We start from the raw sequence: 19347 nt of genomic DNA, 5'->3' as shown, positions 1-19347 counted from the left end.
AGGGGGCAATTAAAGGTGGCAAAATCAATCCAATTGGATGAATTAAAAATGGGGGTCTGTTATTACCCTGAGCACTGGTCGGAGGCGTTGTGGGAGGACGATTTCCGTAGAATGAAAGAGATGAATATCACAGTTATTCGGATGGCTGAATTTGCATGGTCCATCTTTGAACCGGAAGAAGACCAGTTCGATTTTAGTTTTTTCCAGAAGGCACTGGATCTGGCGCATCAATACGGTTTAAGTGTTATTTTGGGAACACCTACTGCAACTCCACCAGCGTGGTTAACATCCAAATATCCTGAAGTATTAAACGCAAATAAGGACGGGGTGTTGTATCAACACGGCATGCGGCGTCATACCAACTACAGCAGCCCAATCTTCAGACAGCAATGTGAAAAAATCGTGCGCAATATGGTGATTGCCTATAAAGATCATCCGGCTCTTATTGGATGGCAGATCGATAATGAATTCAATTGTCATATGGATGTTTTCTATGCTGAGGCAGATCATGTCGCCTTCCGTGAATGGCTCAAGAATCGTTATGAATCGTTGGAGAATCTGAACCAGGCATGGGGGACTGTTTTTTGGAGTCAGACCTATACCGACTGGGCGCAAGTTCACCTTACCCGAAATATGGTCAGCCAATCGCCCAATCCTCATTTGGCATTGGATGAGAAGAGATTTATCTCAGCCAATACGATTTCTTTTGCCAAGCTTCAGGTGGACATTATTCGCGAATTGGACCCTGAACATTGGATCACAACAAATGGTACGTTTGGACATTTGGATAATCATGAAATGACAGAAGACCTGTTGGATTTCTTCTCCTATGATTCGTATCCGCAGTTTGCCACGATCTTCCCAGGGACAGACGATAAATCATTACAAGATCGGGCCTGGAGCATGAAACTGTCGAACGTACGTAACATGTCACCGAACTTTTGCGTCATGGAACAACAGTCTGGGCCAGGAGGCTGGGTTGACAGTATAGGCATGGGTACGCCAAGACCGGGCCAGATCCGATTATGGTCGTATCAATCTGTTCTTCACGGAACAGATCTACTCGTCTACTTCCGCTGGCGGACAGCAACATTTGGCACCGAGATGTACTGGCATGGCATCAATGATTACCATAATCAACCTAACAGAAGAGTACGCGAGGTTGCACAAGTAGGGAAAGAGTTTGCCAAGATCGGGCGTGTTATTGCGGGCACTACATATCAAGCCGATGTTGCGATCCTACAGGATTACGATAACATCTGGGATGGAGAGTTGGATGAATGGCACGGCCCGCTTCAGCAACAGAGTGTACGCTCCTGGTATAAACAGCTCCAGTATCGTCATATTCCGACGGACATGGTTACACTGCAACCAACGACAATACTGGAAGAGTTATCCGATTATAAGGTGATCATCTATGCTCACCCGGCCATCATGACAGACGAGACAGCAGAACTTCTGCAAGCCTATGTCAGTCAAGGAGGCACGCTGTTTTTCGGTGCGCGCACTGGATATAAGGATCTCAGGGGGCATTGTTATATGAGACCGTTCCCTGGGGCTGTCGCTGAGTTGTGTGGTGTAACCGTAGAGGACTTTACCTTAATCAAAGGAACCATTCCAGCAGCCAAACTACAATGGAGTGGGGCGAGTGAGCGACTTCAGGAGGGAACGTCAACGGCCGGATTTAACGAAGTTCTTCATGTGGAGCATCCTGACGTACAGGTTGTGGCCGAGTATGCATCCGAATACTATGCAGGTAGTCCTGCATTGACCAAACGTACGGTAGGTCAAGGGCAAGTATGGTATTATGGAGCGGCTTACAATGAACCGGTCGTAGATGCTCTCCTGGATGAAATAGGGCTATCTTCACCTGTGGGTGATCTGGTAGAGGTATCGTCCGAAGTTGAGCTTGGTATCCGTTCCGGTAAGGATAAAGCTTATGTATTTTTACTCAACTACTCGGATCAACAAGTACCCATTAAGCTTAAGAAACAAGCAAAAGAGTTACTGTCAGGTACAACACTTCAGAATGAGATCAACATGCCCGCGTATGGTGTATTCATCCTGAAGATTGATTTGCCACATTAAGAAATTCATTCATCGATATCATGCATTATTTATAGAAAGTAACACCAAAAACGCCTTGCAGCCATTGCAAGGCGTTTTGTATATGCATGATGTAATGTGTAATACACGTTGAGCATGGGCTGTTATTGTCTACATCTGGTATACCTATGCTTCGTACAAAATCTCACCTGTCCGGGATACGTCATATCCCTCGAATGATTGCAGTTCCTGCCTGAACTCCGGCGATTGGAGAATTCGCAGGACAGATTCTGTCCAGGCTTCATTACCTTGCTTCCTCAGCATGACCAAATCATAACGTTCCTGAATGAGCGGGATAAAATCAACCTGTCCCACAAGTCGTGCAGCTTTTTCAATGCCAACTCCGACATCAGCTTCACCTGAACTGACTTTGGCAGCCACGCCCATATGACTGGTTTCCTCGGTTTCATATCCGATCAGACCTGCGGCAGGAATTCCGTGCAGCCGAAGTTGCTCATCCAGCAAAACTCGCGCGCCAGAACCTTTTTCCCGATTAGCTAGTCTCAGTTCAGGCTTGCTCAGATCGGTCCAATTCTGTAAGTTCTGTGGATTGCCACGCTGTACATACAGTCCGGCAGGACGTGACAGTAGGTTCACCACAACATAAGATCGTCCTGTCAGAATTTTGCGAATATACGGCAGATTATACTCACCGGTATCTCCGTCGAGCAGATGCGTGCTGACCAGATCGGACTCACCGCGATACATCGAGATAAGCCCATCCAGACTGCCCATGAACGAACGTAGCGGACGAATGTCCCGAGTTTGTTTTTCCATATGGCGCATTAGAATATCCAGACTGACATCCTGACCTGTTATGACCAGATGCCGTGGTACAGCAGTCATTGCATGAGCAGAACTCGCTGGAGTAATCGCATGCGTAGACCCAACGGGTGTAGTCGATTGTAAGGAAGTTCCCTGAAAATCACCCTGACCTGGCTGGGTCCCTGATGCCGAGGTCTGATGAGAAGTCGGGATACGTTGACCTGAGGACTGAAGTTGCTTGGAGCGACGTTTATATGCCTCCAGATCGGTTGCATCAATTCGCATCTGTTTGCCCACACGGTATGCGACGAGGTCTCCTTTTTTGATTAGGTCATAGACCGTCAGTTTCGATATTTTGAGTAGCTTGGATATTTCTTCGGTTGTGTAGGATTGCTCCTCCGTCATAAGTGAAGATCCTCCTTCAAAGGTATAGAGCAATGATGGTTTTATTATGAATGTTTCTTGTACTATATCATTAATTGAGGGATGCCATAAACCTGAGAACACGCAATACACGCATAGGACAGATAACAAAAATCAAATGTGATCTTAATCACCTTCCCATTTTTTTTGTCTTGTGTATAATTAGATATAATCAATTATAACTAGTTATATCTAAAGATAACGTTGGGGGAGAAATGAATGAGAAAGAGAATCGGATATGTGTTGGGAAGTATGTCACTGGGACTGGCTCTTGTATTGGCTGGTTGCGGCGCAAACACGGGCACTACGGATACATCCACAGGTGCAGAACAAACAACCTCAACGCCAGCGGCATCAGGTGAAAGTTCATCAGCAGGAAATAACGATCCGCAGGAAACGGTAGATCTGACAATCTCTGCGGCAGCAAGTCTGACCGATGCGATGAAAGAGATTGAAACCAATTATGAGCTAGCTAATCCTCATATAGAACTTAATTTTAACTTTGGCGCCTCGGGTGCCTTGCAACAGCAGATTGAACAGGGTGCCCCGGCTGATGTCTTTGTATCGGCGGCAACGAAAAATATGAATGCGCTAGTGGATGAAAACCTGATTGCATCGGGCGATCAGAAGAATCTGCTACAGAATTCACTGGTGGCCATAGTGCCAGCAGATGGGACCCACACAGTAACCAGTGAAACGGATCTCACCAGCGACTCCATCAAGACGGTAGCCATTGGGATTCCGGAAAGTGTTCCTGCGGGAACCTATGCCAAGGAAGCTCTGACCAATGCCAAGCTGTGGGATGAACTGGAAAGTAAGCTTGTGCAGGGGAAAGACGTTAGACAGGTTCTTCAATATGTAGAGACGGGTAATGCAGATGCAGGATTTGTATATAAAACGGATGCTCTTACTTCGGATCAGGTGAAAATTGCGTTTGAGGTGGACAAGAACAGCTACACACCAGCCAACTATCCAATAGGCATTATTGAAGGAACCAAACACCGTACAGAGGCCGAACAATTTTATGCGTATTTACAAACCCCTGAAGTGCTCGATATCTTCGCGAAATACGGATTCACAATTCCGGAATGAATGTGAACGCCATAGACTGGTCCGTATTCTGGTCACCGGTGCGCCTATCTCTTCAGGTAGCGTTATTATCCAGCGTAGTGGCCACTGTGCTCGGAATTGCGATAGCCTGGAAGATGTCACGTTCTTCATTTCGGGGAAAGATTCTGCTGGAAACGGCATTTATGCTGCCGCTAGTCCTTCCTCCGACGGTGGTTGGATTTCTGTTACTTGTCATATTGGGGCGTAAAAGTCTGTTTGGACAATGGATTGAAGCCATATTCTCCGCACCGGTTATTTTCACCTGGTGGGCTGCGGTGATTGCTTCGGTGGTGGTTGCTTTTCCACTCGTGTATCAGACGATGAAATCGGGATTCAGTGGTGTGGATCGTGATCTGGAGGATGCGGGTCGTTCGATTGGGGCGAATGAGTGGCAGGTCTTTCGTTACATTTCCTTGCCGCTCGCAGGCAGAGCATTGATGACCGCCTTCATCCTGGGCTTTGCCCGTGCACTCGGTGAATTCGGAGCCACACTTATGATTGCAGGCAATATTCCGGGCAAAACACAAACGGTACCCACGGCAATCTATGTCGCTGTGGATTCGGGCAATCAGACCATGGCTTGGGCATGGACTGTTTCCATTATTATCATCTCATTTCTCATGTTACTGATGACCAGACAGCAGCGAGATGGAAAAAATGACTAATTTGATATGTATTAATATTATATATAAAATGATGAAAAACCCGTTTTGAGGAAAGAACTTTTTTCCTTAACGCGGGTTTTTATTACCAATTTCATATGTACCAATATCAATATCCTGCCAAATTGGTCTTTATGGAAATGTAAAGCTGTTTTAACATAAAAAAATAAAAATTTTCCCGAAATTTAATCGTTCAGTACTCGCTTTCAGTGGGCTTGTTCCTGTAAGATAGAAGTAATGGATTCCAGCCAAGTACTGAAATAAGGAGAGACGACGATGAACACTAAATCTGATTGCGGCGTTTCGTTGCAAATTGATGACTATCTGGATCTTTTGCATTTTGCCATCCAAATTCAGGATCAGGAATGGCAACAATCCCTTATCCGCCAACTCAAAATATTTCAGACGGCGACGGAGCAGCAACGCACACCTGAAGAGGAACTATGGACACGGTTTGATTACATCAACAGCAAACTGACAGGTCTGTGCCACCAGATTCATGCCGCTCATTCCATGGACGAACGCAAGAAGTTCGAGGAACGGATCGGTCTCTTACAATTACAGCGAGTGGAAGTTGCACGTAAAATTAAATGGGCGAGTCGCAGATAGATGAGTAGTGTACACACCAAGTGATGCACCGCCAAAATGGTATAATCAGTGAGAGTCATACAAGAAGAAGCCATCCGCCAATCGATATAGGGGATGGCTTCTTCTTGTACTATAGAGAAGTCCTATAACCATATCAGGATGTCCTATTAGTTTAGTTATTGCCCTAAGATGACTTGTAATGATATTCTTTGTTCAACCTAATTCCGACTATACAAGTAAGAATGGTTTGTTAATAGGAAGAGGAATGGGAGTACACATCATATTTGCTGTGATAACAGCCTGTGGAGGAGATTGGGAATGGTTAAAAAACGGGGGATTCAAAAATTCCGGACAGCACTGCTGTTCATTACAATGCTGGCGGTACTGGCTGGATGCAGCACAGGAACTGCAAGCAATGATTCAGAATCTGCTTCGGCAGCAGGCGACACCAAAGTGAAAAAGATCATTGTAGGAACAGGTACACAGTTCCCAAATGTCTGCTTCATTGATGAGAATGGCAAGTTAACAGGTTATGATGTGGAACTGATCCGGGAGATCGACAAACGTTTGCCTGAGTACGAATTCGAATTCAGCACCATGGATTTCAAAAACCTGCTGCTGAGTCTGGAAACAAAAAAAATTGACCTGATCGCTCACCAGATGGAAGTGAATGATGAGAGACAGGCCAAGTTCCTGTTTAATGATGAAGCCTATAATATTTTTCCAAATAAAATTGTCGTAAGTCAGAAAAATGAGGAAGTAAAATCGATTGAGGATCTCAAAGGGAAAAAACTGATTGTTGGTGCTACAAGTAATGCGGCTGTACTTGCTGAGAAATGGAATGCAGCGAACGGCAACGGGATTGATATTGTTTATTCCGGAGCGGGTGAGGATACCATTACTCAGATCAAAACAGGCCGGGTGGATGCTACCATCAGCACTCAGTTTGCCATTGATTATCAGAATAAGGCGGTTGATGCTCAGCTGAAAACGGTAGGGGATGCCCTCTCCAACTCCAAAGTATACTTCATTCTGAACAAAGATGAGCAGGAGCTCAAAACCAAAGTGGACGAAGCGCTCAAAGCGATCAAAGAAGATGGAACGTTAGGCAAACTGAGCACAGAGTGGCTTGGAGCTGACTATACGGTTGAAGAGTAGTCTGAGAAAGGTGTGCAGCGGTAATGGGAAAATCATTTGATCTGTCATTGGTTCTGGATTTCATCCCGGAACTGCTACGATATTTGCACATAACACTGATTGTACTGGGTGGTTCCATCGTGCTCGGACTGGTGGGCGGCGTGCTTCTGGCCGTTCCCCGGCTGTATCGGATTCCGGTACTAAGCCAGTTGGCTACCCTGTACGTCTCATTCATGCGGGGCACACCGATCCTGATCAAATTGTTCCTGGTGTATTACGGACTTCCCGAGTTGCTCAAACCCATTGGCATCGACCTGTCGAGAACCGACCCGTTGTTATTTGTCATTGTGACCTATGCGCTTAGTGACGCGGCATCCTTTGCCGAGATCTTTCGCGGAGCGGTGCGCAGTGTGGATAAAGGTCAGACGGAAGCAGCCTATGCTGCGGGTATGACCACATTCCAGTCTTTTCGGCGGATTGTTGTTCCGCAGGCACTGATTGTTGCTTTTCCGAACATGGCCAATACGTTAATCGGTTCATTGAAGGATACTTCTTTGGCCTTCTCCATTGGTGTCATGGATATGGTGGGCAGAGGGCAGACGTTAATTTCGGCTACATCGCATGCACTTGAAGTGTATATCAGTCTGTCTGTGGTCTATTATGTCATTGTTATTGTGCTTGAAAAAGGATTTGCCTTTGCAGAACGCAGACTCCAGCGTCATGAACGCAAGAGAGTTGTACACAAACCGGCAATTCGAGCCAAACGCCTGAAAGAGGTTGTTCAAAAAGTCCGCTTTTGATTACGAATCATGCCTGGCGGCATCTTCTCGGTACTGAAAACCAGACTTTTTGAACTCTCACTGAAACGAATAGCGGGGTGAGCATATGTCGATTGATCTCCAGTTTATCTATACATCTTTTTTTCAAATCCTGAAGGCATTGCCACTGACACTCGTCATTACGATTGTTCCGTTGATTGCAGGCTTCGGAATCGGTCTGGCTACGGCTCTGATCCGTATCTATCGCGTGCGGTGGATTCACCGCATTGCTGACTTCTACGTTTCATTCCTGCGTGGAACACCGATGTTGATGCATCTATTCCTCATCTATTACGGTATTCCGATGATTATCGATAAGCTGGCGGAACGTTATGGTTGGGCTTACCAATCCTCGTCGATTCCAATTCTCGTATTTGTACTGATTGCTTTCTCCCTCACTGCGGGCGCCTATATGTCGGAGATTATCCGTTCAGGCATTCTTGCTGTGGATATCGGCCAGATGGAGGCGGCTCACGCTGTAGGCATGAGCACATTCCAGGCTTTAAGGCGTATCATCATCCCTCAAGCGATCGGGGCTGTATTGCCTAACCTGTGCAGTATGTTTGTTGGGTTCCTGCATGGATCAACACTCGCTTTTACCGTGTCTCAGATGGACATCCTCGGTAAAGCGGATGTGGTGGCATCCGTCAGTCTGAAGTTTCTGGAGGCCTTTATCGCCGCAGCGTTCATCTATTGGGGGCTGACCATCATTGCCGAGCGGATCACTGCTCTGCTTGAGCGTCGGGTTGCCGTGTATAGCAAAGGAGGCGTGTCATGATTACACTAACCAACATACACAAAACTTTTGGCAAGCAGGAAGTATTGAAGGGAATTGATCTGACCGTGGAACAGGGCGATGTCGTAGCGATCCTTGGACCGAGTGGATCAGGCAAAACAACGCTGCTGCGCTGCGTCAATTTTCTGGAACGTGCCGATGAGGGCGAGGTTCAGATCAGTGGATTAACCGTCGATTGCAAGCATGCACGCAAACATGACATTGTGCAGTTGAGACGAAAAACGGCGATGGTGTTCCAGCATTATAATCTGTTCAAACACAAGACGGTGCTGGATAACGTCACGGAAGGTTTAATTATTGCCCAGAAAATGTCCAAAGCCGATGCCCGCACGCGTGCCTTGCGCGTGCTTGAACAAGTCGGACTGTCTGCCAAAATCAATGAGTATCCAAGTATGTTGTCAGGTGGACAACAGCAACGGGTGGGCATCGCCAGAGCATTGGCACTGAATCCCGAAGTGATTTTGTTTGATGAACCGACTTCTGCGCTGGACCCCGAGCTTGTGGGTGAAGTGTTGTCTGTCATCCGCTCCATTGCTCAAGAGGGGATTACCATGATTGTAGTCACCCATGAAATGGGGTTTGCCCGTGAGGTGGCAAATCGGGTTGTTTTCATGGATGGAGGTTCCGTTGTGGAGGAAGGAACCCCGGAGGAGGTGTTTGTACGTCCCAAGCAGGAACGTACTCGCCAATTCCTCAGTCGATATTCTTCCGACTGGAGTTATGTCATCTGACGATATAGGCGCAAGCTGTAGTAACTGACGATCCCGGCCCGGCATATGCTGTAACAGGCAAATGCTGATAGGCCGGGTTTTTCTATGGGTGAAGCAGGCCGTGACGGTAAGGAGGAGGACCATGCAGAGCAAAATCGATGAAATCATCACACATATTGCACACTCTCACCAGCAGATCGCACGTGTGCTGGATGCCAAACGCCAAGTCGCTGTACGCATGTCTGAAATCATCAATCATTTGCCAGATATCGAACCGGAGTTGGACGGCGTTGACGGTCTGCTGGATAGCTCTGGGCAAATCAACAAAAGCATTATCTCTTACTTGGGGGGCCTTGCAGATCTGGAAGAGGCTGTAGCCGAAACGCTGACCCAAGTCATGCGGGAGATCGCGGTTCAAGAGGAAGAATAAGCCCGGAAGGCGGGTGAAGGAACATGAGTAGAGAACAGAGCCTCATTCTGATGCTGGACGCAGCAGCCAAAATGCAGTGGAATATTGCCCTGATCCTGGAGGCAAAAGCGATTGAGGCCGAGAAGGTACGGAACTGGACGCTGAATCATTTGAATGGGGATACCTTTCTGACGCATGGGGATCAGGTAGGCGAGCCGCTTAAAATGCATGATCAGCTGGTGGAATTGCTGGAAGGATTAACCCGGATGGAGACCGGACTGTGCAACAATCTCAAAGCGGTGATGGTGCAGAACGATAGCGAAGATGGCGGCGGTATGGACGGTGGCATGTTTGGCGGCATGGATCTGGGAGACATGGGAAAATGAGTCTGATGCGGCGTGAGCAGGAAGCCAAACTGGCGCTCATTGAATCCATTGCACACAGTCAGCAGGCGCTGGCACGCATTCTGGACAGTGTAGCCAGTGTAACCGCTCATTCGGAAGTATCCGCCCGCAGTCTGGCCGAAAACATTCGTTTGCTGAGTCGCTATCAGGCAGAAATGTCTCGTATGGTTACGGGAATCAGGCTGGCCCGAATCCAGCATGGGGAGCCTGGCTTGCCGTGGCTCAAAGACCCCGGGTGTGCAATTCGTATCGTTCGGGACATACAGGAGGAATGTTGACATGTTAAAGAAGAAGAAAATACGACTGAGAACCAAAAGAGCTTTGTTAATCCGTGGAGCCCGTCTGCGCAAAATTCGCAAACTGCGTGCGCTCAGAGCCAAACGTGTTCTTCACAAACGCCCACTTAAAGGACGCAGTGCGTGGCTCAAAAAAAAGAAACGTGCGGTACGGCGGCACCGGAGTCCAAAGCCCGTACAACCAGTCGTCCCGGCTACCCCTACCGATCCGAACCCGGACGGTGCGTACAGCCAGGGATACAACGAGGCGTACAACGAGGGATTCAACGCGGGTTTCGCCAAGGGATTCGAGGACGGACATCAGCTGGCTTACAAAGCACAGTAACCGATTAGACCGGATTATTCCTGCATGGAATGATACCTGTATAACAGTTAGCCCGGGGGACAGATCCCTCCGGGCTATTTGCATCGCCGCAAAAGCGGACATGCCCGTACAGGCGGATGTGGAGGGCATGCGCCAATTTTGCGCCTTGCAGGACACCCGTCCATGATGCATCTGACCCCGAGGCATATCCTTTAGAGGGAAGACCAATCTCGGGGAGAGTCTGGAAGTGAGATCTCCTGAAGGAAGACAGGGTGAATAATGTGGCAAAACGAAGGCACCGTCCGCTGACCGAAGCGGAAACGGCTTACCGCGGCGGATATGCAGAAGGCCGCAGATTTGGCGGCTGTCAAGCCATGATGGAGCGGGTGCAGATGTTTGAACCGACCCTGCGGGACATGAAGGTGTTATATATCCCGCAAGGATTCGATGCCATCGATGAAGGTGTCACCTTGGCTCTGCAGCAATCTGTACGTGAATGCGTTGTTGGATCGCCAGCAGCGATGTTGCAGGAAGCCAGTCAGCATCGGCCCGATGTTGTGCTCGTTATGAATGGTCTGCATGTATTTCCCGCAGATCATGTAGAGCAGGTGAATGGCATACGTGCACTCGGTATCCGAACTGCCGTGTGGTTTGTGGATGATCCGTATTTCACCGAAGATACAACGTCCCTTTGCCAGCACTATGATGTCGTGTTCACGCATGAAGAGGCCGCCGTACCCTTCTATCTGGGACATGGAGCGAACCAGGTCATCTATATGCCACTCGCGGTGAATCCAGGCATGTTTCAACCGCGGCGCGCCGCACCGCAGCATCAGCACGACATTTGTTTTATCGGTACCGGATTCTGGAACCGGATTGCCTTGTTTGATGAGCTGGCCCCTTTTCTAGCGGACAAAAAGGTGTTCATTGCTGGTAGCCAGTGGAATCGGTTGACACGCTATGATGTACTAGGCCGTTTCATCCACGAAGGATGGATTGCTCCTGGAGAGACAGTAGATTATTACAATGGCGCCAAGATTGTCATTAACATTCACCGGACTTGCGAGAATGGGGAAGACAATCGCAATACACATCATCTTGAAGGTCACTCGATTAATCCACGCACGTATGAGATCAGCGCATGCGGCACAATGCAGATTACGGATGCACGTGCAGATTTACCTCGTTATTATAAGCCGGGATATGACATCGAGACGTTCACCAACGCAGCAGAACTTCAGCGCAAAATCCACTATTATCTGAAGCATGAAGAAGAACGACAGGCGATGGCGTGGCGTGGACTTCTTACCACGATGAACCAGCATACATTCACTCGCCGGATCGGTCAGTTGCTGGAACATTTGTAATCCCCGTCTGAAGTGCAGCATCAACAAGAACACTATCCCAAAAAATAAAGGAGTGGCGGTATGTCTCTCAAACACCGTAAAACCAAAAAGGTTCATGCACCCGTACTGAGCCTGGCTGATCAAGCACGCAAAAATGGGCAACATGCCGGATATGACGCAGGTAAGGAAGAAGGATATCTGCGCGGTCGCGCCAACTATATAGTGAATTGTGCACAGGAACCGTTGCCTTTCCGACAGCTTCACGTGCTGTATGTATCCTCGGGTAAAGGCTTCCCTTACTCCCCGTTGGATGAGGCCATTATGGCCACGCTACAGGGTATGGTAGCTCAAGTAACCCTCTCTGATCCGCGTCAACCGGTTTCTGAAATTGCACTGCAGACGCGTCCTGATCTTGTGCTTGTGCTGGACGGAATGGATATCCCCATCGAGCATATCGATGCGATTCGCCAAGCGGGCATTCAGACGGCGATCTGGCTCACGGATGACCCGTACTATACAGATATGACGCTGGATATTGTGACACATTTTGACCATGTCTTCACGTTGGAACTAAACTGTATCGATCTATATCGACAAATCGGCTGCGCGTCCGTTCACTACCTCCCTTTTGCCGCATTCACTAATCATTACTTTCCAATTACAACTCCTTCCCCGTTAAAACGGGATGTCAGCTTTATCGGCTCGGCCTACTGGAACCGGGTATACTTCTTCAATCCGATCATGCCTCAGTTGATGTCACACAATACGGTATTTAACGGAATCTGGTGGGACCGTCTGCCTGACTATACTGCCTATGGCGAGAAGATTGAACTCGGTCGCTGGATGAGTCCGCCGGAGACCAATGATGTGTACAATGGCACCAAAATTGTCATCAACCTGCATCGATCCCACGAAGATGATTCCGTTAATAATAATCACCTCAAAATCGCGCCAGCTTCACCAAACCCGAGAACGTTTGAGATTGCCGCGTCCACGACGCTACAGCTGACCGACGCGCGGGATGACATTGCACGTTTCTACAAACCGGGTGTGGAGATTGAGACATATTCCTCGCCGCAGGAGTTACTCGACAAAGTGGAATATTATCTTACTCATGAAAAGGAACGCCGTGAGATTGCACTTCGTGGACTTGAACGTACACTGAAAGACCACACGTATGGCAAAAGAATTAATGAAATGTTAACCATCATATTCCCTTAATTCTGGCCGGGAGGAGGTGTGCACAGTACCCTGTATCGGATACCCGTGTACAGGGTCCGTGCGGCCATGGCAACGAAACCAAAGCTGATGTTATTTTCACATGTGTGCAATACTCGCAGCATTACAGGTGCCGAGAAGCTGCTGCTTCATTTTATGAGAGAGATCGGTACGATCTTTGAATGTGTGCTCGTAGCCCCTCAGGAGGGGAAGCTTGCGGGCCTTGCGCGAAGATTCGGCATTCAGGTCAAAATATGCACTCTGCCGATGCTTCACGGTGTGTACACACCTTACCTGGGCATTGCAGATGATGCGGAGCATCTTCGTCATACACCAGCGTATCAGGAAGCAGTCTCCCTAATACGGGAGACTGCTCCCGATATGGTGTTAACGAACACCTGCGTTAATGTGATGCCGGCTGTAGCGGCAAAGTCCCTTCAGATTCCGGTCATCTGGAAGATTACCGAGATCATTCATACGAATGAACATACAAACGAGGCAATCCAGATGATTGGGCGTTACGCGGATTGGATTATCGGTATATCCGAGACAGCGGTAGCCCCATTCCACGAAGCCGGCATAGGTGACAAAGTGACCATTATCTCCCCAACTTGGGAACCCGCGCTACCAGCACCGGACCGCTGGGTTCATCTGCGCGAACGCAAGCGTAAGGAGCTCGGTTTCAAATCATCGCAGACCTGTATCGGTTATATTTCTTCATTTATATATGATGCCAAAGGGTTGAAACCTTTTGTGGATATGGCCTTGAGGATCTGTGAAACACATTCGCGTTGTCGCTTCTGGATCATCGGGGCACCATCGGATAAAAAGTATTACGACGAGTGTGTATCACGGGTGAAAAAATCCGGGTATTCACGCCGGTTTACCTTCACTACGTTTGAAGAGAACGTATCTCTGGCATATACCGCGATGGATATCCTGGTCATCCCAAGCATGGTCAAAGAAGGATTTGGCATGACCGCACTGGAGGGTCTCTATTTTGCCAAACCGGTCATCGCTTTTGCTCAGGGTGGACTGAAGGAATTAATGGAATCCGTAGGCAGTGATGCATTTCTGGCCCCGCCGGGTGATACCGAAGCGCTTGTCACCTTGGCAACAACCTTGCTGAATGATGCAGAGCTGGCCTCGAATACGGGGTGGCGTAATCGGACAGAAGCGGAAAGGCTCTACGGCGTTGAAACCTACCGAACGAAACTGCATACGATGGTGACACAGTGGTTATTGCGTTTTCCCGGATGGTTTGCTTATATCCAACCTCCGAATGGACCTGTGTATACCCATGGGGAGGGAGGACTGCGCACTGTACTGGTTCTGGAGCCGACTACGGTTCGGGCACTATTATTCCCACTGACCGTCATACAGGCGTTGCCACATTCCTCATTACCTCCAATCGCATTGGGTCACGATGCTCCTGTTGCCTCAGGTACTGTCCCGGCTGCAAAGCCGATTCAACAGAGGGGCAAAACGCGGAAACGTCGTCGCAAGCCACTTGCACCTCATTCTCGCCGAGACCGTGAGGGGCTGAAACGTACTTCCGGAACTGGCAGACGTAAGGGGAGAACCCGTACAACGAAGGGACCGCGTCCACATATGGGGAAATCGGCTAGTCGCAGACGCAAATCTGCCAAGGCAGGACGTAGCCGAGCAGGGCGCAAGGGTTCCAATACAAGATGAAGGCAGGGATTACGATGAAGATCATGACGGTGCTGGGTACGAGACCTGAGATCATACGGCTCAGCCTGATCATCTCCAAGCTGGACCAGTACGCGTCCAAACATATTCTGGTGCATACGGGACAGAACTTCACGGAAAGTCTCAGCGGTCTCTTTTTCAAGGAAATGGGCCTGCGCGCACCGGATTACGTTCTTCAGGATGAAGCGGCCACTCTGGGACGACAGCTATCCTCGATGTTTACGCAGATGGAAGATCTGATTTTGCAGGAAAAGCCCGATAAATTGCTGCTGCTCGGCGATACCAATAGCGCATTATGTGCAATATTGGCTGAGCGCATGGGTGTTCCTGTTATTCATATGGAAGCAGGCAATCGTTGCTTCGACCTGGATGTGCCTGAAGAGAAAAATCGTAAGGTTATTGATGCCATCTCCACCGTTAATATGCCTTACACGGAACAGAGCAAGAAACATTTGGTCAGTGAAGGGGTACCAAGCAGGCGTATCGTGCTAACGGGCAATCCCATCTATGAAGTCATGCAGCACTACGACGCGCAAGTAAGTTCCAGCAAAATACTCAAAAAGCTCAAGCTGAAGTCCGGGCAATACTTCCTGGTTACTGCCCATCGAGCCGAGAATGTGGATCATGCCCCTCATTTGCTGGAGATTATGAAAGGGCTGAACCAGGTCGCAGAGGAACACGGGTTGCGTGTGATCTGCAGTATTCATCCGCGTACAGCGATCCGGATTGCGGAGCATCTGCATCTGGAGATGAATCCGCTGGTGGAGTTTCACGAGCCGTTTGGATTCTTCGACTTTGTAATGCTTGAACGTCATGCACGCTGTGCACTTACGGATAGCGGTACCGTACAGGAGGAGTGTTGCATTATGGGCGTGCCGACTGTAACGATGCGTCGAACTACCGAGCGGCCGGAAACGGTCGATTGCGGCAGCAATGTAGTCTCCGGTCTGGATGCCGCACGCATCGCTGATTGCGTGAAAGTCATGACAAAGATGTCTAGCGACTGGGATTGCCCGCAAGGTTACAAAGCCACAGATGTATCCAGTAAAGTGGTTAAATTTCTGCTTGGAGGGAAAATGCATGTTTGAAAATAAGCGTATACTCGTGACTGGCGGTACGGGATCATGGGGTTATGAACTTGTGGCTCAACTACTGCCCCAGCAGCCCAAAGAAATTATTGTATATTCCCGGAACGAGTCTAGCCAAGTGGCTATGAGTCGTGAATTTGAAGACCCGCGTCTTCATTTCCGGATTGGAGATATTCGTGACAAGGACGCCTTGACGGCGGCTTGCCAGCATGTGGACTATGTATTTCATCTGGCTGCGCTCAAGCATGTTCCGGTGTGTGAAGACCAGCCGTACGAAGCACTCAAAACCAATGTGATTGGTACACAGAACGTAATTGAGGCCGCTATTGAGAACAAGGTGGAAAAAGTAATCTATATCTCGACTGACAAGGCTGCCAATCCGTCCAACTTTTATGGCATGACAAAAGCGATCGGCGAGAAATTAATTGTATATGCAAACTTGTTACACAGCGATACCAAGTTTGTTACGGTACGGGGTGGGAATGTACTGGGAACAAATGGAAGTGTGGTACATCTGTTCAAGAATCAAATCCGCCAGAAAGGGCAGGTCTCCATCACGGATATGAGTATGACTCGATTCTTTCTTACGCTGAAGGATGCAATTACCTTGCTGTTCAAAGCTTCGGTGGAAAGTGTCGGCGGAGAGATCTTTGTCATGACAATGCCTACCTGCAAAATCGTTGATCTCGCGGAAGTACTGATTGAGGATTCCGGTGTGGAGAATGTGAGCATTGTGGAACGTGGCATTCGTCCAGGGGAGAAAATCCATGAAATATTGATGAGTGAATTCGAAAGCATGACCACCGTTGTTTACGATGAGCAGTACCTGGTAATTCTTCCTACCCTGGGCATACCGGGTCTGCGTGAACATTATACCAATTGTCCCCCGGTCTCCTTTAACAGTTTCAGTTCTGAACACCAACTCATGACCAAAGAGGAGATTCGTGAAATTCTGAAACGCGGAGGATTCTTGTCATGAAACTGCTGATACTTGGTGGAAACGGAATGGCCGGCCATATTTTGGTCGACTATTTCCGCCGTCAAGGTGTACACAGCGTCTTCTACACATCTCGGGATGTAACAGACCCCAATGGTCTGCTCCTGGATGTGAACGACAGCTTCATGGTTGATCGATTGGTAGAAGCTGTGCACCCGGATGTGATTATTAATGCTGTAGGTGTGTTGAACAACTTCGCAGATGAGGACAAAATTACTGCATATCATATTAATGGTTTCCTGCCACATCGTCTGCGGCGGGTTGCAGATACGATTGGTGCACGCCTGATTCATATCAGCACGGACTGTGTGTTCAGCGGAGAACGGGGAGCATACCGGGAAGATGATGTTACGGATGGGACTTCAGCTTACGCTATCACCAAAGCACTTGGCGAAGTTCAGGATGAAGGTCATCTGACGATCCGTACGTCCATCATTGGACCCGAGATTCGCCAGGGCGGCATTGGTCTGATGCAATGGTTTATGTCCAGCACAGGTGAAGTCGGGGGGTATACCCGCGTATTCTGGAACGGTGTGACCACACTTGAGCTGGCCAAATGGGTAGACCATTACCTGGCCTCATCGGTTAGTGGCCTGATTCACTTAGCTCATCCGGCACCTGTCAGCAAGCATGACCTGCTTATATTGTTCAAGCAGACCTGGGATAAGCAGGATGTGACGATTGTGCGTGATGACAGTGTGGTGCAGGACCGTACGCTGGTGTCCACTCGCGAGGATGTGAAGACAGACCTGCCGGATTATTCTACAATGCTGAAGGAGTTGGCATTATGGATGGAGCAGAGCTGAGAGACAAGAAAGTGCTGATTACAGGCGCCTCCGGTTTTACCGGGCGACATGCCGTATCTTATTTTCGGGAAGTTGGTGCAGTGGTTGCGGCTGTAGTCCGGAGGCCGGATGTGTATTCATTCGGAAAAGGTGCACAAGTCCATGTCTGTGATCTGAACGATAAACAGCAAGTACGTCATCTGATCGGCGAGGTGCAGCCCGACTATGTGCTGCATCTCGCTGGCAAAAATTCAGTGCCTGATTCGTGGTCTGATCCGCTACTGGTCCTGGAGACGAATGTGATGGCCGTGCTGTATCTGTTGGATGCGCTTCGCAGTTGTCCAACAGCACGAACCGTTATTGTAGGATCGAGGTTAAAATATACGCCGGAACCTGGCCGGATTCCTCAGCCTCCGCATCCATACAGCCTCAGTAAAGCGCTGGAAGAGATGGTGTCCTTGTCGTGGATGTCGCTCTTCGGACAACAGATCATGCTGGCGGAGCCAGGCAATCTGATTGGTGCGGGTCCTTCCACAGGCATCTGTTCACTGCTTGCACGCCATGTTGTTGCCTGTGAGCAGGCGGGAAAAACCGAGGCATTCCGTCTGTCCGGACGGGACAATACCCGTGACTTTCTGGATGTGCGGGATGCCGTCAGAGCGTATGCAACCCTCTTGATACAAGGGACCAGTGGTACAGTATACCCGGTGGTGTCTGGAGTCGAGCGCAGTCTTGGTGAAATTGCAGAACTGCTGTTGTCCATGACAGAAGCGGAAGTTCCTGTTCGCTGGGATGGGGCATCTTCTGGTCCGGATGGTTCGGGGAAACAGGAGGAATTATCACTGCTGCGCAAGCTTGGCTGGCAGCCGATGATTCCATTTGCCGCATCACTTCAGGATATTCTGAGTGATGTTCGTGTCCAGCAAGGGAGGACGACAAGTTGAATCCGAGAGTATCCATTGTCATTCCATTCTATAACTGCCCTTATGTGCCTCAGGCGATTCAGAGTGCGCTGAACCAGACGTATCCCCATGTGGAGATCGTTGTTGTGAATGACGGTTCAACCCGGCATGCAGAGTTGCTTCAACCCTATCTTCCTTATATTAATGTGCTTGGCAAAAGCAATGGCGGGACGGCTTCGGCACTTAATCATGGCATACGACATGCCTCTGGTGATTATGTAGCCTGGCTCAGTTCGGATGATTATCTGTACCCGGATAAAATTCGTTATCAGCTGGAGTTTATGCAACGCGAGAATGTGCTCGTCTCACATACCAACTTTCACTATATCAACGAGCATTCGGCAGTTACCAAAATGCATGGTGGGCCTGAACCGATGTCGGATATGGATTTACTACGACGGTTTGTTAACGGCAATCCAGTGAATGGCTGCACGGTCATGATTCGCAAGGATCTCTTTAGCGGAGTGGGGCTGTTCGATGAACTTCTTCCCTACACCCATGATCTGGATCTCTGGATGCGTATTGTACTGAACGGTCATCGGTTCCCATACCTGAATGAACCGCTTACTGCCTATCGGTGGCATGGTGGAATGGGATCGGTACGTCATGCGGATGTTATCGGCAGAGAGGCATCCATGGTATGGTCCAGATATCGGGAACCGCTGTTGCAGCGAATAGCGACGCTTGGCGGGTAGCGCAGGGAGGGCAGT

21 protein-coding genes are annotated in these 19347 nt (G+C 48.9%); 20 read left to right on the top strand and 1 reads right to left on the bottom strand.

Features of this window, described 5'->3' with window-relative positions; all coding sequences use genetic code 11:
• The first annotated feature begins 15 nt into the window (after positions 1 to 15).
• Complete coding sequence (locus tag MKY01_RS25875) at positions 16 to 2088, top strand: beta-galactosidase (protein WP_339284152.1); 2073 nt, start codon at positions 16 to 18, stop codon at positions 2086 to 2088.
• A 144-nt stretch (positions 2089 to 2232) separates the two neighbouring features.
• Here MKY01_RS25875 and MKY01_RS25870 read toward each other — a convergent pair whose 3' ends face one another.
• Positions 2233 to 3276 carry a helix-turn-helix transcriptional regulator gene (locus MKY01_RS25870; protein WP_339284150.1) on the bottom strand — a complete coding sequence of 348 codons (1044 nt, stop codon included), beginning with the start codon at positions 3274 to 3276 and terminating at the stop codon, positions 2233 to 2235.
• 237 nt (positions 3277 to 3513) lie between these two features.
• On the opposite strand from MKY01_RS25870, the gene modA reads away from it, so the two are divergent.
• The 19 genes from modA to MKY01_RS25775 all read left to right on the top strand — a co-directional run bounded on the left by modA (position 3514) and on the right by MKY01_RS25775 (position 19332).
• Complete coding sequence (gene modA, locus MKY01_RS25865) at positions 3514 to 4386, top strand: molybdate ABC transporter substrate-binding protein (RefSeq protein ID WP_339284149.1); 873 nt, start codon at positions 3514 to 3516, stop codon at positions 4384 to 4386.
• Positions 4383 to 5069, top strand: coding sequence for a molybdate ABC transporter permease subunit (gene modB, locus MKY01_RS25860; RefSeq protein ID WP_083669918.1), 687 nt, complete (start codon positions 4383 to 4385; stop codon positions 5067 to 5069). The genes modA and modB overlap by 4 nt, the downstream gene beginning before the upstream one ends.
• A gap of 273 nt (positions 5070 to 5342) precedes the next feature.
• On the top strand, positions 5343 to 5675 hold the full coding sequence (locus MKY01_RS25855; RefSeq protein ID WP_017692504.1) for a hypothetical protein: 333 nt from the start codon (positions 5343 to 5345) through the stop codon (positions 5673 to 5675).
• 297 nt (positions 5676 to 5972) lie between these two features.
• Positions 5973 to 6812 (top strand): transporter substrate-binding domain-containing protein, encoded by an 840-nt coding sequence (locus tag MKY01_RS25850; RefSeq protein WP_083677492.1) that lies wholly within the window; start codon positions 5973 to 5975, stop codon positions 6810 to 6812.
• 23 nt (positions 6813 to 6835) lie between these two features.
• Positions 6836 to 7591, top strand: a complete 756-nt coding sequence (locus tag MKY01_RS25845) for an amino acid ABC transporter permease (protein ID WP_036605839.1) — start codon at positions 6836 to 6838, stop codon at positions 7589 to 7591.
• 85 nt (positions 7592 to 7676) lie between these two features.
• On the top strand, positions 7677 to 8387 hold the full coding sequence (locus MKY01_RS25840) for an amino acid ABC transporter permease (RefSeq protein ID WP_339284147.1): 711 nt from the start codon (positions 7677 to 7679) through the stop codon (positions 8385 to 8387).
• A complete protein-coding gene (locus tag MKY01_RS25835) occupies positions 8384 to 9136 on the top strand; it encodes an amino acid ABC transporter ATP-binding protein (protein WP_017692508.1) in 753 nt (250 codons plus the stop codon). The genes MKY01_RS25840 and MKY01_RS25835 overlap by 4 nt, the downstream gene beginning before the upstream one ends.
• 121 nt (positions 9137 to 9257) lie before the next feature.
• Positions 9258 to 9545 (top strand): hypothetical protein, encoded by a 288-nt coding sequence (locus MKY01_RS25830; protein ID WP_017692509.1) that lies wholly within the window; start codon positions 9258 to 9260, stop codon positions 9543 to 9545.
• A gap of 23 nt (positions 9546 to 9568) precedes the next feature.
• Complete coding sequence (locus tag MKY01_RS25825; RefSeq protein WP_017692510.1) at positions 9569 to 9910, top strand: hypothetical protein; 342 nt, start codon at positions 9569 to 9571, stop codon at positions 9908 to 9910.
• Complete coding sequence (locus MKY01_RS25820) at positions 9907 to 10206, top strand: hypothetical protein (RefSeq protein WP_017692511.1); 300 nt, start codon at positions 9907 to 9909, stop codon at positions 10204 to 10206. Before MKY01_RS25825 ends, MKY01_RS25820 begins: the two co-directional genes overlap by 4 nt.
• A gap of 1 nt (position 10207) precedes the next feature.
• Positions 10208 to 10549, top strand: coding sequence for a hypothetical protein (locus tag MKY01_RS25815; RefSeq protein WP_051446920.1), 342 nt, complete (start codon positions 10208 to 10210; stop codon positions 10547 to 10549).
• A gap of 251 nt (positions 10550 to 10800) precedes the next feature.
• Positions 10801 to 11895 carry a glycosyltransferase gene (locus tag MKY01_RS25810; protein ID WP_339284145.1) on the top strand — a complete coding sequence of 365 codons (1095 nt, stop codon included), beginning with the start codon at positions 10801 to 10803 and terminating at the stop codon, positions 11893 to 11895.
• 60 nt (positions 11896 to 11955) lie between these two features.
• Positions 11956 to 13095 carry a glycosyltransferase gene (locus tag MKY01_RS25805; RefSeq protein ID WP_047841233.1) on the top strand — a complete coding sequence of 380 codons (1140 nt, stop codon included), beginning with the start codon at positions 11956 to 11958 and terminating at the stop codon, positions 13093 to 13095.
• 66 nt (positions 13096 to 13161) lie between these two features.
• The gene (locus tag MKY01_RS25800; protein WP_339284144.1) at positions 13162 to 14787 is read left to right on the top strand and encodes a glycosyltransferase family 4 protein; all 1626 of its coding nucleotides are present in this window, start codon (positions 13162 to 13164) and stop codon (positions 14785 to 14787) included.
• A gap of 14 nt (positions 14788 to 14801) precedes the next feature.
• Entirely contained in the window at positions 14802 to 15893 is a 1092-nt protein-coding gene (wecB, locus tag MKY01_RS25795; protein WP_076329077.1) for a UDP-N-acetylglucosamine 2-epimerase (non-hydrolyzing), read from the top strand.
• Complete coding sequence (locus MKY01_RS25790) at positions 15886 to 16872, top strand: polysaccharide biosynthesis protein (RefSeq protein WP_017692517.1); 987 nt, start codon at positions 15886 to 15888, stop codon at positions 16870 to 16872. Before wecB ends, MKY01_RS25790 begins: the two co-directional genes overlap by 8 nt.
• A complete protein-coding gene (locus MKY01_RS25785) occupies positions 16869 to 17696 on the top strand; it encodes an SDR family oxidoreductase (protein ID WP_339284143.1) in 828 nt (275 codons plus the stop codon). The genes MKY01_RS25790 and MKY01_RS25785 overlap by 4 nt, the downstream gene beginning before the upstream one ends.
• Entirely contained in the window at positions 17678 to 18619 is a 942-nt protein-coding gene (locus MKY01_RS25780; RefSeq protein ID WP_339284142.1) for an NAD-dependent epimerase/dehydratase family protein, read from the top strand. The genes MKY01_RS25785 and MKY01_RS25780 overlap by 19 nt, the downstream gene beginning before the upstream one ends.
• A complete protein-coding gene (locus tag MKY01_RS25775; RefSeq protein ID WP_127547109.1) occupies positions 18616 to 19332 on the top strand; it encodes a glycosyltransferase in 717 nt (238 codons plus the stop codon). The genes MKY01_RS25780 and MKY01_RS25775 overlap by 4 nt, the downstream gene beginning before the upstream one ends.
• Positions 19333 to 19347: the final 15 nt, after the last annotated feature.

Source organism: Paenibacillus sp. FSL R5-0486, from assembly GCF_037975155.1.
GTDB classification, from domain to species: domain Bacteria; phylum Bacillota; class Bacilli; order Paenibacillales; family Paenibacillaceae; genus Paenibacillus; species Paenibacillus amylolyticus.
The sequence above is the reverse complement of the archived record's forward strand: the minus strand, read 5'-3'. Positions and strand labels throughout refer to the sequence as shown.